Annotated in this window: 10 protein-coding genes and 1 pseudogene; 3 read left to right on the top strand and 8 right to left on the bottom strand. The window is 72.2% G+C overall.

Features of this window, described 5'->3' with window-relative positions; genetic code table 11:
• The 3 genes and pseudogenes from FJ309_10415 to FJ309_10425 form a co-directional block, all read right to left on the bottom strand.
• Positions 1–255: hypothetical protein (locus FJ309_10415; protein MBM3955010.1), on the bottom strand; the 255-nt coding region annotated here is incomplete at its 3' end.
• 1 nt (position 256) lies between these two features.
• Positions 257–2,998 (bottom strand): ATP-binding cassette domain-containing protein, encoded by a 2,742-nt coding sequence (locus tag FJ309_10420; protein ID MBM3955011.1) that lies wholly within the window; start codon positions 2,996–2,998, stop codon positions 257–259.
• A gap of 2 nt (positions 2,999–3,000) precedes the next feature.
• Positions 3,001–4,023: pseudogene (locus FJ309_10425) on the bottom strand (HlyD family efflux transporter periplasmic adaptor subunit).
• A 146-nt stretch (positions 4,024–4,169) separates the two neighbouring features.
• On the opposite strand from FJ309_10425, the gene FJ309_10430 reads away from it, so the two are divergent.
• Positions 4,170–5,099 (top strand): D-2-hydroxyacid dehydrogenase, encoded by a 930-nt coding sequence (locus FJ309_10430; protein ID MBM3955012.1) that lies wholly within the window; start codon positions 4,170–4,172, stop codon positions 5,097–5,099.
• Positions 5,100–5,105: 6 nt separating this feature from the next.
• Here FJ309_10430 and FJ309_10435 read toward each other — a convergent pair whose 3' ends face one another.
• From FJ309_10435 to FJ309_10450, 4 genes are all read right to left on the bottom strand, one after another.
• Positions 5,106–9,167, bottom strand: coding sequence for a hypothetical protein (locus tag FJ309_10435; GenBank protein MBM3955013.1), 4,062 nt, complete (start codon positions 9,165–9,167; stop codon positions 5,106–5,108).
• 141 nt (positions 9,168–9,308) lie between these two features.
• The gene (locus tag FJ309_10440; protein ID MBM3955014.1) at positions 9,309–9,731 is read right to left on the bottom strand and encodes a YjbQ family protein; all 423 of its coding nucleotides are present in this window, start codon (positions 9,729–9,731) and stop codon (positions 9,309–9,311) included.
• Positions 9,728–11,431 (bottom strand): amidohydrolase, encoded by a 1,704-nt coding sequence (locus FJ309_10445; GenBank protein MBM3955015.1) that lies wholly within the window; start codon positions 11,429–11,431, stop codon positions 9,728–9,730. The genes FJ309_10440 and FJ309_10445 overlap by 4 nt, the downstream gene beginning before the upstream one ends.
• 100 nt (positions 11,432–11,531) lie before the next feature.
• Positions 11,532–12,506: a sugar phosphate isomerase/epimerase gene (locus FJ309_10450; GenBank protein ID MBM3955016.1), complete on the bottom strand. Its 975-nt coding sequence runs from the start codon at positions 12,504–12,506 to the stop codon at positions 11,532–11,534.
• Between FJ309_10450 and FJ309_10455 the strand changes: the two genes are divergently transcribed.
• Positions 12,501–13,484 carry an rRNA methyltransferase gene (locus FJ309_10455; protein MBM3955017.1) on the top strand — a complete coding sequence of 328 codons (984 nt, stop codon included), beginning with the start codon at positions 12,501–12,503 and terminating at the stop codon, positions 13,482–13,484. The two genes, FJ309_10450 and FJ309_10455, sit on opposite strands and share 6 nt — an antisense overlap.
• A 114-nt stretch (positions 13,485–13,598) precedes the next feature.
• The gene (locus FJ309_10460; GenBank protein ID MBM3955018.1) at positions 13,599–14,477 is read left to right on the top strand and encodes a hypothetical protein; all 879 of its coding nucleotides are present in this window, start codon (positions 13,599–13,601) and stop codon (positions 14,475–14,477) included.
• Positions 14,478–14,537: 60 nt separating this feature from the next.
• Here FJ309_10460 and FJ309_10465 read toward each other — a convergent pair whose 3' ends face one another.
• Positions 14,538–15,080 carry a hypothetical protein gene (locus tag FJ309_10465; protein MBM3955019.1) on the bottom strand — a complete coding sequence of 181 codons (543 nt, stop codon included), beginning with the start codon at positions 15,078–15,080 and terminating at the stop codon, positions 14,538–14,540.
• Positions 15,081–15,404 lie beyond the last annotated feature (324 nt).

The following is a 15,404-nucleotide window of genomic DNA, read 5'->3' on the forward strand; positions in this document are numbered from 1 at the left end:
GTCGGCCGCGGCCAGCTCCTGCGGGGGTTTGAAACGCGGGGGGAGGAAGGCGGCGGCGAGCCGGCGCGACAGCGCCGAGCGATCCTCGTCGACGAACGCCAACGACGCGTTGTGGACCTCCGACGACGTGCCCCGGGCCTGGCTGAGGACCGCCAGCGTGAACGCGTAGGCCACGAACACCACCAGCACCACGTCGCGCGACAGCTCGCGCAGCTCCTTGAGCCCGAGCCAGAGGATCGTGGCGGCGGAGGCCATCTCAGACCTCCTGCCGCGGGAGCAGGGCGCGGGCGATCGCCAGGAGCACCGGCACGAACGCCGCCAGGGCCAGCGCGTCGGCGGCGAGGAGGGGGGCGTCGAGCCCCTTGGTAAACGCGCCGACGCTGGCGTGGAGGAAATAGGTCGTCGGCCACAGCGTGCCGATCACGCGGGCCTGGCCGACGAGCGTCGATACCGGCTGGAACAGGCCCGAGAACTGGATCGTGGGGAGCATCGTGACGATCGCCGTGGCGAACACCGCCGCCACCTGGCTGGACGTGAACGAGGCGATCACCAGGCCGATCGCCGTCGTCGCCAGCACGTACAGGCAGGCGCACGCCGTGAGCATCGGGCCGTGGCCGCGGAGGGGCACGCCGAACAGCGTCACGGCGACGACCACCAGGAGCATGTAGGCGACCAGGGCGATGACCGCCGTCGGCAGCTGCTTGCCGAGGAGGAATTCGAGCCGCGTCGTCGGCGTGACGTAGAAGTTGACGATCGAGCCGAGCTCCTTCTCGCGGACCACGCTGACGGCGGTGAGGATCGCCGGGAGGAGCATCAGGAGCGTCGCCGGGATGCTCGGCACGATCGCGTATTTGCTCTCGAAGGCCGGGTTGTAGAGGAAGCGCGGTTCGATCGCGGGGAGGCGCTTGGCGAGGTCGGGAAGCGGGGCGCCGCGGCGGACGACGTCGGCCACGTGGCCGGCGACGACCGAGGTGGCGTAGGCGGCGATCGTCTCGGCACGGGCGGGATTGGCGCCGTCGACGACGGCCGACAGCTCCGTCGGGCCGCCGCGCGCGACGGCGCGACCGAACTGCGGCGGGATCTCGAGTGCCAGCGAGATCTCGTTGGCGCGCAGCCGCCGCTCGAGGTCGGCGGCCCCGGCGAGGTCGGGCCGGCCGGCGAACGAGCGCGATCCGGCGAAGGCGGCGACGAGGTCGCGGCTGGTGGGGCTGCGGTCCTGGTCGAACGCGGCGTAGCGCACCTGCTCGACGTCGGTCGTGATCCCGTAGCCGAGCACGACCATCAACAGCAGCGACCCGCCGAACGCGAACGCCAGCCGGACCGGGTCGCGGAGGATCTCGAGCGACTCGCGGTGGGCGTAGGCGAGGAGACGCGTGAGGCCGGGAAAGCGCGGCGGGCGCACGGGCCCGCCGTGGTGGAGGACGGCGGCGGCCGGTGGCGGCGCGGCGGCGTCCGACGGCTCGGCGGCGTCGGCCATCGCGTGGATGAACGCCTCTTCGAAGTCGTCGGTCCCGGCGGCGGCCAGGAGCGCCGCCGGCGTGTCGCAGGCGATCACCCGGCCGGCGTGCATCAGCGAGATCCGGTCGCAGCGCAGGGCCTCGTTCATGAAGTGGGTGGAGACGAAGATCGTCACCCCCTGCTCCCGCGACAGGCCGACGAGCAGCTCCCAGAAGGCGTCGCGCGCCACCGGGTCGACGCCCGACGTCGGCTCGTCGAGGATCAGCATCTCCGGCTCGTGGATCACCGCCACGGCGAGCGACAGGCGCTGGCGCACGCCGAGCGGGAGGATCTCGGCACGGTCGTCGCGGTGCGCGCCGAGGCCGAAGCGCTTCTCCAGCTCGGCGATCCGCGCGGCGGCGCGGGCCGCGGGGAGGTGGAACAGACGGGCATGGAGGAGGAGGTTCTGGCGGACGGTGAGGGCGCCGTACAGCGAGAACGACTGCGACATGTAGCCGACGCGCCGCCGGGCGGCGACGCCGGTGTCTTCCACCGGGGAGCCGAGGAGGATCGCCTCACCCGACGTCGCCGGGAGCAGGCCGGTGAGCATCTTCATCGTCGTCGACTTGCCGCAGCCGTTGGAGCCGAGGAACCCGAAGATCTCGCCGCGCGCGATCTCGAACGACAGGTCGTCGACGGCGACGAAATCGCCGAAGCGCTTGGTGAGGTGGCGGGCGACGATCGCCGGTGGGCCGTCGTGGACGGTGCGCGGCGGGATCACGAGGGCCTGTGTCGGACCGCGATCGGCCTCGGGCAGGAGGGCGACGTAGGTCGCCTCGAGCGTGGCCGTGCCGGTCCGCGCCATCAGCTCGGCCGGTGTGCCGACGGCGAGGATCCGGCCCCGGTCGACGACCACGAGCAGGTCGAAGCGCGCCGCCTCCTCCATGTCGGCCGTCGCCACCAGGACGCTCATCGTCGGCCGGTCGCGGCGGATCAGGGCGATCAGCGTCCAGAACTGCCGGCGCGACAGCGGATCGACGCCGGTGGTCGGCTCGTCGAGGATCAACAGGTCGGGGTCATGGACCAGCGCCGTACACAGCCCCGTCTTCTGCTTCATGCCCCCCGAAAGCGAGCCGACGGGGCGGTCGGGAAACGGCGCGAGGCCGGTCGCCGCCAGCAGCGCCGCGATCCGGGCCGGACGTTCGGCGGCGGGAATCGCGAACAGCCGCGCGAAGAAGTCGACGTTCTCGAACACCGACAGCTCGTTCGACAGATTGCGCCCCAGCCCCTGCGGCATGAAGGCGATCCGCGGGCAGACGGCGTCGCGGTGGCGCGCGTCGGCCATGTCGCCGCCGAGGACGGCGACGCGCCCCGACTGGATCCGCTTGGCCCCGGCGACGATCGACAGGAGCGTCGACTTGCCGACGCCGTCGGGGCCGATCACGCCCACCATCCGCCCGGCGGGGATCGCCAGCGTGATCCCGTCGAGCGCCACCGTGGCGCCGTAGCGGTGGCTGAGCCCGTCGACCACGGCCACGCTGTCGGCCGGCTGAGGGGGCATGGTCAGCGGCCCGGGGAGGCGTCGGCGGGGGTGTCTTCGGGCGGGAACGGGCGGTCGAGATCGGCCGGCCAGGAGACGGTGTCGTCGACCTTGACGTAGCCCACGCCGCGGACCCCGGTCTTCACTCGCTCGACGTGGGCCTGCGCGAGGTCGGGGGGAACCTGGAGCTTGACGCGGAACATCAGCTTGTCGCGCTCGGCGGCCGTCTCGACCTGCTTGGGGGTGAACTGTGCTTACGGGGAGACGAAGCTCACCGCGGCGCGGGCGGCGTATTCCGGCCGGACGTCGAGCTTGATCCGGGCGTCGGCCCCGATCTTCACCCGGGCCGCGTCGCGGGCGGGAAGGAAGATCTCCATATACACGTCGCCGAGATCGAGGAGCGTCAGCGCCTTGCCACCGGCGGCGAGCACCTCCCCCTCGCTGGCGAGGCGGTAGAGGACGCGGCCGCGGACCGGGGCCGCGAGCCGCGAGTCGTCGATCTGCGCCTGGACGCGGCGGACGTCGGCCCGGGCGACGGCGATCGACTGCTCGACGGCATGGAGGTGGGCGGTGGCGGCGTTGACGGCGGCGTCGGCCACCTCGAGCCGCGACTCCTTCTCCTCGTATTCCTCGCGCGTGATCGTCTTCGACTCGAGCAAGCGCTCGGCGCGGTCGAGCTGGTGGCGGGCGGAGAGCCGCTGGCTCTCCTGGCTGACGATCTCCGCCTTGGCGCGGGCCACCTCCTCCTCCGCCTCGGCGATCCGCGCCTCCCCCTTGGCCCGCTCGGCCTCCAGCTCGAGCGTGTTCATCCGCACGAGCACCTGCCCTGGCTCGACCAGGTCTCCCTCGCGGGCCGTCAGCGTGTCGATCCGGCCCGCGTATTTCGTCGCGATGTCGACCTGCACGGCCTCGATCCGGCCGTTGCCCGACACGATCCCCGTCGGGATGCCGCTGCCGAGCCGGCGCGTCCACTCCTGCCAGCCGAGGAATGCCAGGGCGGCGGCGGCGACGACGGCGATCACCAAGCTCAAGCGCGGGGCGGACATGGAGTGAATCGTGGCGGGGCTGGCTGCCGCTGGACGGGGCGTGCAGTATCCTCCACCCGGCGCGGCGGCGGAAGGAGGGCGGGCCGCGCCGGGGCGCCGCCGGCAGGGTGCGGCAGCACCGGCCCAGCCGACACGCGGAGAGCCCGATGCGGATCGTGATCCTCGACGGCCACACGGCCAATCCCGGCGATCTCTCCTGGGAGGCGCTAGAGCGCCTCGGGAGCGTCACCGTCTTCGACCGCAGCGCGCCGGAGCAGGTCGTGGAGCGGGCCCGCGACGCCGACGTCGTCCTCACCAACAAGACGCCGCTGCCTGCCGCCGTGATCGCGGCGCTGCCGCGCGTCAGGCTGATCGGCGTGTTGGCGACGGGCTTCAACGTCGTCGATGCCGCGGCCGCGCGGGCCCGGGGGATCGCGCTGGTCAACGTGCCGGAATACTCGACCCCGAACGTCGCCCAGGCGACGTTCGCGCTGCTCCTCGAGCTCACCAACCGCACCGGCCACCACGACCACGCCGTCCGCGCGGGGCGCTGGGCCGCCTGCCCCGACTTCTGTTTTTGGGACGGCGAACTGGTGGAACTGGCCGGGAAGACATTCGGGATCGTCGGCCATGGTCGGATCGGGCGGGCCGTGGGGCGGATCGCGACCGCCTTCGGGATGGAGGTGATCCATGCCAGCGCCCGCGGCGACGCCGCCGCGATCGATCGGCTGTTCGCCGCGGCCGATGTCGTCTCGCTCCACTGCCCGCTCGTGCCCGCGACCGAGCGGATGGTCGACGCGCGGCGGCTGCGCCTGATGAAGCGCACGGCCTACCTGCTCAACACGGCCCGCGGGCCGCTCGTCGACGAAGCTGCGCTCGCCGCGGCGCTCGTCGCCGGCACGATCGCCGGTGCCGGCCTCGACGTGCTGGCCGTCGAGCCTCCGGCGGCGGATCATCCGCTCATCACGGCGCCCAACTGCGTGATCACGCCCCACCTCGCCTGGGCGACGCGTGCGGCACGGGCCCGGCTGATCGAGATCGCGACGGCCAACGTCGCCGCGTTTGCCGCCGGCGCGCCGGTCAACGTCGTCAACTGACCGCGCTCAGCCGTCGTCGCCGGCCTGTGGGGCGTAGCGCACCGAGACGTCGATCGCGCCGTCGATCGGGATCACCTGCTGCCCGGAGACGAGCTCCATCGTGAGCACCAGGTCGCAGGCGATCCGATCGGGGTCGTCGGCCGGCACCGCGGCCCCGACGGAGTCGAGGTAGGGCTTGATGGCGCCGCGGAGCGTCTTGTCGGTGGCCGGGCGCGAGGTATCGCCGATGAAGTTGCGCAGCTCGCCGCCGGCGAGGACATACGCCCCTTCGGCGACGTCGAAGTGAGGCGCCGTCGTCGCGAACGCCGCGACCACGGCGCCGGTGTCGCGCTCGCGCACGGTGCTGCGGAGCTCGGCGAACGACGGCGCGGCGAAGCGCTGGGGCACGTGGATCCGGATCGCGTCGGGCGTGGCGTCGAAGTATTCGTTGACGCGCCACGTGCCGGCACCGGTCCGGCTCGCGGTCAGCGCGATCTCGGCAGGGGGATCGATCGCCAGCGGGCAGGCGGCGGGGGGCGGCGCGGTGACCGGGGGCGGGGCGGGTGCTGCCGGTGGAGGGAGGTAGGGGATCAGCAGATGCCCCGAGACGCCGTATGGCGTGGCGAGGTGGATGTCGACGAATTGGCCGTCGATGCAGTCGCGACCGCAGTTCGCTGCGAGCTCGTCGGCATACACGTCGGGGCACACGAGGGGGGCTTCGGGTGCGGGGAGCCCACCGAAGCCGAGCGTGGCCGGCGGGCAGGGTTCGACGAGGACCGAGTCGGGCAGGCTTCGGGCGCGGAGCGGGTTGCCGGCGGGCGTCGGCAGTGGCTCGATCGCCGCCGTCCGCGCGACCTGCCCCGTCGCCCGTGGCCGCAGCGCCCGCGCGGTCGCGGGCGTCGGCGGACAGGGAGGCGGGGGAGGCGGCGGACAGGCGCAGTCGCCGGCCGACGGCCGCCGGATCGGCTGCACGCCGGCGGGGATCGTGATCCGCATCACCTGCCGGCTGATCAACTCGACCCCCGCCAGCTGCCCGCCGGCGATGACCTGCGTGTCGAGGACGCTGAACCCCTTGCCGACGAGAAACATCGTCGTCTCGCCGGTCGCACTGACTCCGGGCGCGCCGTACCAGCCGACCAGTTCCGGGGCCAGGTCGGTGATCCCGGTGGTCAGCAGCTCGAATCCCCCCGACGTGTTCTCGTAGGGAATCTGCGTGAGCATCGACTGCAACGGGAGCTCGCGGTCGAGCTGCTCGACGCGGCGCATGAGGCGGGCGACCTCGCCGTCGCGGTAGGCGCCGGCGCACTCGGCGCAGCGCGCGGCGGACGACTGCATCGCCTTGATGCTCCGCGACAGCTGCAGCGTCTGGCGCATGCTCTGCTCGGTGTCCTTCGGCTTGGTGAGCGAGAACCAGTTGGTGCGGACGTCGAAGTTCACGTAGGGCACGAACGACGGCATGACGACGATCGCCGTGCACTCGCGGATCCCGGGCTCGAGGCGGCGCTCGGCGAGGTCGCGCTTTTCCGAATTGCTCCCCACGAGGGTGTCGGCGAAGGCGGCGATGTTGTTGCGCGTCGGCGGTGATTGGAAGCGCGGGTAGAAGCGCCAGCCGAACGTGTCGCTGCCGTGGGAGAAGGCGACCGCCGTCTTGTTGAGGGCGATCGTCGCCATGTCGGTCTGGAGTCGGCGCGCGTAGCGGCTGGCGGCCTGGGAATTGAGCCGCCCGCCGGCGGTCGCCAGCGCCATCGTGATCTGCAGTTCGCGCTGCTTGGAATACAGGTCTTCGATGTTCTGCTCCTGGACGACCGGATCGAGGGCGAAGATCCGGATCGGCCAGCGGAGGCGGACGTAGTCGTTGAACGCCGATCGGGCGGAGGGACCGGGATCAGGGCCGTAGAACGGGCCGGCCCAGCTTCCGTCGGGGGGCGACAGACGCCCCTGGGCGCTGGCGGCCTCGCGCATGTCTTCGACGAGTCGCTCGCCGAGCAGCGCGCTTTCGACGAGGATCCCCCAGGCGAGGACACCGGTGATCGAGTTGCAGGTGGCGTGGCACGCCGTGTCGTTGCAGCAGGGCATGCCGGTGGCGCCGGCGGGCGTGGCGGGCTCGCCGCCGAGCAGCGAGAAGAACTCGCAGCGCCGCCGCTCCAGCTCGTTGAAGCGCCGCGTGCGCACCAGCTCGGCGAGGTTCCACGCCGGCAGCGACTCCCACACGCCGCGCGAGGCCGGCTGGGAGAGCAGGTCGTAGGCGGCCTGCAGCTCCTCGCCGAGGAGACCGCGGACGTCGTTGTAGTCGATGCAGGGGCGGTTGGCGGGATGGGTGTGCAGGGCGCCGTGGATCTCCGTGATCAACAGCGACACCTGGCGCAGGCCGCCGACCTCGGTGAGCTGGCTGGGGGGAATCGGCAGCCGCGAGCGGCGCGACTTCGTCGACGGCACGATGGCCGGTGAGACCACCGACAGCCGGGCCCGGAGCGACGCGAGGGCATCGCCGAGGTCACGGGCGCTTGTGCGCGCCTCGGCCTGGCGTGCTTCGGCATCGGCGAGGGCTTGCTGGGCAGCGGCGAGCGCCGACTCGCTGGCGAGCCGCGACGATTCGAAGTCGGCGATCCGGGCCGTGATCTGGGCCTGCGTTTGCTGGGCCACCCGGACCGTCGACCGCGACTGCTCGACGAGATCGGGATGCTGCTCGGTGATCGATTGCCAGGCTTTCCCCATCAGCTCCAGCGTCGTCTGCGAAGCAGGCGAGCGTGTCGCGGCTGCCGCGCGGGAGGCGCCGTCGGCGGACGGGGCGAGCATGTCGGTGACGAGCCGGCGCGTGACGGCCGTGACGTCGCTGCTCGACAGCGGCTTGTCGGCGGTGCCGGGGGCCGTGCGGACGGCGCCGCCGCCCTCCGCCCGAGCGCCCGCCCCGCCGGCGGCATAGCGGCGGATCTCCGCCGCGATGCCTTCCGCCTCCTTGGTGCCGAGCAACGCCTGGACCTGCCCGGTGGCCGCGTTCACGACGGCATCGCGGGCGTCGGCCGCGATCCCCGCCTGCTCGGCTTGGGCGGCTTCGAGCTCGGCGAGGTGCTCGCGCGCCGCGGTCATCGCGGCGGCGGCGGCCGCCTGCTGCTCCCGTGCCCGGGCCAGATCGTCGGCCGTGCGGGCGATCCGTTCCTCGATCGCCTCGCGGTGGACCGTCTGCCAGGCGACATGGCGGCTGAGGGGATCGTTGATGGCGAAGGTCAGCGTCGGGGCGATCGTGTCGACGAGGTCGTTGATCACGAGACTGCGGAACGTGATCGGGAGGAGTTCCTCGCCGAGGACGAGGTCGGCGGTCACGGTGATCTCGGCACCGTGGCCGCGCTGCGTGTATTGGCCCGGGAGGATCGAGACCGGGATCCGCACCAGGTTCAGCGAGTACCCGGGCGAGTCGCCGTTGTCGTCGCCTTCGTTGATCCGGCGCAGCTCCTGGAGGTGCTTGACGTAGCCGGCGAGGTGGTCGAGGTGGACGTTGGGCTCGAGCGACACCGCGTTGTCGTCGCCGAGGCCGAACGTGGCGAACGGCGCGGTGCCGGTGTTGGCTAACGGCGCGCTGCGGAAGATCGGCGTCGCGTCGCCGTCGGTTCCGGTCGTGACCAGGCTGATCGCCGAGGCCGTCGGCGAGCCCTGGCCCGCCCCGGGGATCGGCTGGCCGCGCGAGGCTGCCTGGAGCGCCATCGCCATCCCAAGGAAGCTCTGGTCGCTGCGGCGCAGGCTGCCGTTGTTGAGATCCTGGAACTTGCCGAGCTCGTCGACGAGCGTCTTTTCGAATTCGACGCGGTGCCGCATCAGCCGGCTCTGGCCCCAGACGTCGGGGTGTTTGGCGACGATCGACCCGTAGGAGTCGATGTATTTCTCGAGCCAGTCGATCTCACCGGCGAGACGCTCGACGCAGCCGTCGATCGGCGTCGCCGGGGGACGGGCGCGCTGATGCGACGACGAGCGCGACAGGCCGCGCCACAGGGAATCGGCCCATTCCCCGCCGTCAGCCCGTGGCGGTGGAAGGAGGCAGGCCCAGGCCGTCAGCAGGGTGACGGCCTTCCGCAGCGGGCGGTGCGACGTGCGCATCGAGCGGCTCCGATCGGTGCGGGAACACACCGACGCTCCAATCGGCAGACCCGTGCGCCGTGGACCAGCCCCGGCCGTCACCGCCGGCACAGGTCGCCCAATTTGCCCCGGTTCGCGGGGCCGGTCGCCCGCACCGTGGCCTCAATCCCCGATCACCTTCACCAGCACGCGCTTCGGTCGGCGGCCGTCGAACTCGCCGTAGAAGATCTGCTCCCACGGTCCGAAGTCGAGCTTGCCGGCGGTGATCGCCACGACCACCTCGCGCCCCATGATCTGCCGCTTGAGATGGGCGTCGGCGTTGTCCTCGCCGGTGCGGTTGTGGGCGTAGGTGCGCGGCGAGGCGTCGAACGGGGCGAGCCGCTCGAGCCATTTGGCGTAGTCCTCGTGGAGGCCCGACTCGTCATCATTGATGAACACGCTGGCGGTGATGTGCATCGCGTTGACCAGGCACAGCCCCTCGCGGATGCCGGAGCGCTCGACGACTGCCTCGACGCGCGGCGTGATGTTGACGAACCCCGTCCGCGCCGGGATCTCCATCACGAGGTGGTCGGTGAGCGACTTCACTTGGCAGCCTCCCTGCGCCACACCGTCTTCCCCTCCTTGATCGTCTCCATGACCTCGATGTCGCGGATCGTCATCGGCTCGACGGCACAGGGGTCGTGGGACAGGATCACGAGGTCCGCGAGCTTGCCCGGCTCGAGCGATCCCTTGCGGTAGTCCTCGCGATACTGCCGGGCGGCGTCGATGGTCAGCGCTTCGAGCGCCGCCAGGGGCGTGACCCGCTCGTCGGGCCCGATCACCGCGCCCGATCGGGAGACGCGGTTGACCGCCGTCCAGACGGTGAACAGTTGGTCGATCGGCGCGACGTTGAAGTCGGTGTGGTTGGTGCAGTGCAGGCCGAGGGCCCGGGCCGACTTCAGCGGGCTGATTCCCGCCGCCTGCTCGGCACCGCGGTTGGCGACGTGCGTGTCGCCGAAATAGAAGCAGTGCTCCGTATAGAAGCTCGGCGAGATCGCGAACGCCTTGAACTTCTCCAGTTGATCGGGGCGGGCGAACTGGGCGTGGACGGCGACGGTGCGCCGGTCGGCGGCGGGGTCGGGGGCGGCGGCCCGGTGGGCGTCGAGGAGGAGGTCGATGGCGGCGTCGCCGTTGCAGTGGATGAACAGTTGGGCGTCGCCCTGGTAGACACGCTTCACCAGGTCGACGAGCGTCGCCGGCGGGAACGTCGGCTCACCGCGCCACTCTTTCTCGCCGGCCGGTCCACCGGTCAGGTAGGGCGTGGTGAAGTAGGCCGTTTTCGCCTGCGGCGAGCCGTCGGCGACGATCTTCACGCCGCCGAGGCGGAGGTGGCCGACGTACTCGCGCTCCGACCGCGGCGGCTTCGCGCCGAAGATCGCGTCGAGGTCGGTGATGAATGCCAGCGACACGACGTCGATCGAGAGCATCCCGCGACTGGCCGCCTCGCGGAGCAGGGTGAGCTGGTCGGCGTGGGTCGCCCCCTCCTGGGCGGTCGTGATCCCGGCGGCGGTATACAGCTCGACCGCCTGGGGCACCAGCGCCAGCAGGTCGTCGGGCGGCGGGGCGGGCATCCCGGCGAACACCGGAAGGAACGCCGTCTCGAACAGCAATCCCGTCGGCTCTCCCGTCGCCGGGTCCTTGGGCATCACGCCGCCGGCAGGCACCGGGGTGTCGCGGCCGATCTTGAAGTGGGCCAGCGCCTTGCCGTCGAGCATCGCGCCGTGGCCGCTGACGTGGATCACGATCACCGGATTGTCGGGAAACGCCCCCTCGAGCTCGGCGCACGACGGCATGCGCTTCTCGGCGAGCAGCTCGGGATCACAGCCGAACCCGACGACGAACTTCCCGGGACCGAGGTGCCGCCGCTCCTTGAGCGCACGGAGCTTGGCGATCACGTCGGCCACGGAGCGGCAGTCGCCCGCCGGCGGCGACCACAGGACCGCCTGCGTGAGCACCTCCAGGGCGCTCCAGAAATGGGAGTGGCCGTCGATGAACCCGGGGAGGAGCGTGGCGCCGCCGAGGTCGACGCGGCGCGTGTTGCCGTCGGCGAGCGCCTCGACATCGGCACGGCGGCCGACGCCGATGATCGACCCGCCGGCGACCGCGATCGCCTCGGCCGTGGGGGCGGCGCGGTTCATCGTGTGGATCGTGCCGCCGTGATAAATCGTCTCGGCCGGCTGCGCGCAGGCGACGACCGGCGCGAACGCGAGGGCGGCGGACAGGAGGATCGAGACGGCGGCACGCATGCGGCACTCCGGGGGACGGGACGACGGGAGGTGGAGGTCGATTCGGTCAGGGGGGCGTCGATCAGGGGGCGAGGGTCGGGTCTGCGGGCGGGGCCGGGCCTCAGGCAAACGCCGCGCGGAGCATCGCGAGGCTCTGGGGGACGGCCGTTTCCGCCGGAGCGAGGCCCTCGAACTCGAGCGACACCCAGCCGCGGTAGTCGTGGCGACGCAGCATCGCGGCGACGCCGGGATAGTCGATGTCGAGCGAATACCACTTGCCGCCGCCGTGATACGTCTTGGCCTGGACGAGCACCGCGCGGGGGGCGAGGGCTTCCATCTGTGGCACGGCGTCTTCGAGGAAGTTGCCGGTGTCGAGCGTCACCTGCAACCAGGGGGAGTCCACGGCGTCGACGACGCGGAGCACGCCCGCCGCCGTCCGCCCCAACCCCCAGTGGTTTTCCAGGCCCATCACCACGCCGAGCGCCTCGGCACGCGGCACGCACTCGCGAAACGCGTCGATCACCCAGGCGAAGCCCTCGTCGTCGGTGTGGCCGGGGAGGCGCGGCTCGATCCCCTTGTTGGCCATCAGGTCGTCGAACGACTTCGACGTCCCCCAGCGCCCGGTGTTGACGCGGATCGTGGGGATCCCGAGGGCGTGGGCCAGCTCGAGCGAGCGGATCGTCTTGGCGACGTTGTCGCGGCGCACCGCAGGATCGGGGGAGACGAATCCCTGGTGCGTCGACAGGCCGATGAGGTCGAGGCCGGCCACGAACGCCTGGCGCTTGATCCGCTGGAGGCGACCGTTGGAGCGGTCGTCGCCGAGCTGCATCTCGAGGATCTCGACGCCGTCGAATCCCATCCGCGCCGCGTCGGCAATCGACGCCTCGACCTCGACGCGCGGCTCGCGGAACTGCCAGAACGAATAGGTCGAGACGCCGATCTTCGTGCGGGGCGCGGGGGTTGCCGGGCCGTCGGCTGCGGCGACGCCCCGGGGCACGGCCGTCGCCAGCGCGCTTGCGCCGGCCAGCCGCGCCAGGTGCCGGCGCGTGATCCGCTGACCGGACGACGACAAGCCAGGGGAAAGGGGTGGATGCATCGATCTCCTCGGGCGCGGTGGATGAGTCGGGGCGGGGAGCCGGCGCTGCCGCCGGCCCGAACATTAGACTGCCATCCCATGACACCTGCACGCCGACCGCGCCGGACGACGGGCGCCCGCCCCGCGCCGCCGCCGGGAATCCGCCGTGGCAAGGGCTCCGCTCCCGGGCCCACCGACCGTGAGCCGGGGCGGCATCGTCGCGCCGACGAGGAGGTCTATCACGGCGTCCGCGCCTGCCAGGCGCTGTTTGCCCGCCGTCCCGACGACATCGTGCGCGTCTACCTGGCGGCGGGGAGGCGGGCCGACTTCGCCGACCTGCTCGGCTGGTGCGCGCGGTCGCGCCGCGGATTCCAGATCGTCGAGGAGGAGAACCTCGGGCGCCTCACCGGCTCGATCCACCACGAAGGGATCGCGATCGTGGCCCGCGCGGCGCGGCGGCTGGGGCTGGCCGAGCTGCGAGACGCGCTTGCCGCCGGCCAGCGCCGCGGGCCGATCGTCCATCTCGACGGCGTCCACAATCCGCACAACCTCGGCTCGATCCTCCGTTCGGCCGCCCATTTCGGCGCCGCGGCGGTGAGCGGCCGGTCCGGCGATCTGCCGGCCGTGTCGCCGGCGGCGGCCCGCGTCGCCCAGGGGGCCGCCGACGCCGTGCCGCTGTGTGACTTCGCCGACGTCGCCGCCGACCTGGCCGTGCTCCGCGGCGACGGCTGGGTGATCGTCGGCACGTCGAGCCATCGCGGCGATCCGTATCGGGCCCGGCCGCTGCCGCTGCGGACGGTGATCGTCCTCGGCAGCGAAGGGCAGGGGATGTCGCCGGAGATCGAACCGCTGCTTATTCGCTGCCTGCGGATTCCGGGCACCGGCGCCGTCGAGAGCCTCAATGTCGCCGTCGCCTGCGGGATCCTCCTCGCCGAATGGTCCGCCGCCCACGCCGACCGCCCGCCGCAGCCGGGAGGCCCGGGGCGGCGCCGACCCTGACGGTCGTGCCGGTGGGTCGGCCGTCGGCCGCCGGACTGTTCGGTACCGTCGCCACAACCCGATCCCCGCACAAGGGAGGCGATCGGTCGCCTTCCGCTCCGCAGGGAGGCGGACATGCGGCGGATCGTGGTGGTGACGGCGGTGGCGCTGGCGGCGGTCGTGGCTCGGGCCGACGTCGCGCCGCGCGAGCTCGATCTGTCGGGGTTCGCGACGTTCGGATCGTCGGTCGGTCGGGCCGGCGGCATCGGCGTCTGCCTCCCCACCACCGGGATCCTCGACGACCGCCCGACCCTCGCGCCGCCGGTCGATGGCGACGGGATCGACCGCGATCTGGAGCGCTATGCCGATGCCGTGTTGCCCGACGAGCAGCGGTTCTACATCGCCGGCCTGCTCGGGGTTTCGTTCGCGACGCTCGAGGTGGGGGAGCCGCCGAGCATCGTTGACGACCTCCTTACCGCCGGTGCCGCCGCGGGTGTCGCCTTCGAACGTGAGACGGGCTGGCTCCGCGTCGAGTTCGAGGGGCGTGGCCGCGACCCGATCACCGAGACCCGCACCGACCCACTGCTTGTCGGTGGCGTGACGGCCACGGCAGTCGGCGGCTGGTCGGCGCTGGCCAACGTGTGGCGCGACATCGAGATCACCGACCGGCTCGGCTGCTATCTCGGCGGTGGCATCGGCGCCGGGGGCTACACGATGCAATTCAGCGGCGCCGTCTCGAGCCCTCCGCTGCCGATCACGATCCAGCTCGGGGGGCGCACCGGCCTCACCGGCTTCGCCTGGCAGGCCGGCACGGGAGTCACCTGGGCGCTCGGCGACCGCACCACCCTCGATCTCGGCTACCGGTTCTTCGCCGTCGACGGCGGGCCGGCCGACGTCACCTTCACGATCCCGCCATTCGGCCCCATCAGCGATCAGGTGGGAACGGCGTTCAGCGCGAGCGAGTTGATGTTCACGATCCGCGTCCACGAGCCGTTCCGCGACTGGCGGGACTGAGCCGCCAGCCGCGGAACGGCAAGCTTCACGTGGACAAAGCCCTCCATGGCCCCACCCGGTTCACTCCTCGCCGGCCAGCTCGAGGATCTTCTTCCGCACCCGCGGCGGCATCACGTAGCGCGGGTTGCCGGCGGCGTCGGGGTCGGCCCCCGGCGCCGGCACGAGCAGCGACAGCCCGAGTCGCTTCTCGAGCTTGGCCATGATCGCCTTGAGCGAGCGCATCTTGTTGGGCTGCAGGCCGATCGCCTCGTCCCACTCGGTGAGGCTGCGCGGCGTCTCGCTCAGCCGCGCGATCGCCAGGAGGTGCGTCCACATCCCGCGCCGGCGGATGAGCCGCAGCTTCTGCCCGAGCGGCAGGTCGCGCGGATCGGCCATGCCGGGCGGAGGCGGAGGAGGTGGCGGAGGTGGCATCCAGTCTGGCCCACCCGGACCGGGACCATCACCGCACATCCCGCGCCGTCTGCCGCGCGGGCCGCCCATCTCCGGGCCACCAGGCCCTTCCCCGCCCCCGCGCGGCCGTCCGCCGGCTGCCAGCCGCCACAGCAGCTCGAGCCCGCGCCTGCAATCGCGTGGGTCGTCGAGATCGACCATCAAAAACGCCATTTTCTTGCTCCCTCACGGCCGCCGCGCGGCCAGAACCGATCCCCGAACCCAAACTCGCTCGACGCACTGCGCACGCAATGCGTACGCAAACAATAGGGCCTCGCCTCCCCGGAAGCAACAAACGGGCGCGCCCGCCGCCCCGATCCCAGGGACCCGCGAAGCCCCTCCGCCGTCGCCCTCGCATCGGCCCGTCGCAACCTCGTGCGGGTCGATGCGAGGGCAAAGGCGCGAGGGGCGCCCCCCTCTGCAGAGCCCGAGTTGAGGTCCCCTCCGGCACCGCGCCCCGAGGCGACATCAAGCGCGATCGGCGTCCCTTTGCAGAGA

The sequence above is a fragment of the Planctomycetota bacterium genome, from assembly GCA_016872555.1.
Lineage (GTDB): Bacteria > Planctomycetota > Planctomycetia > Pirellulales > UBA1268 > F1-20-MAGs016.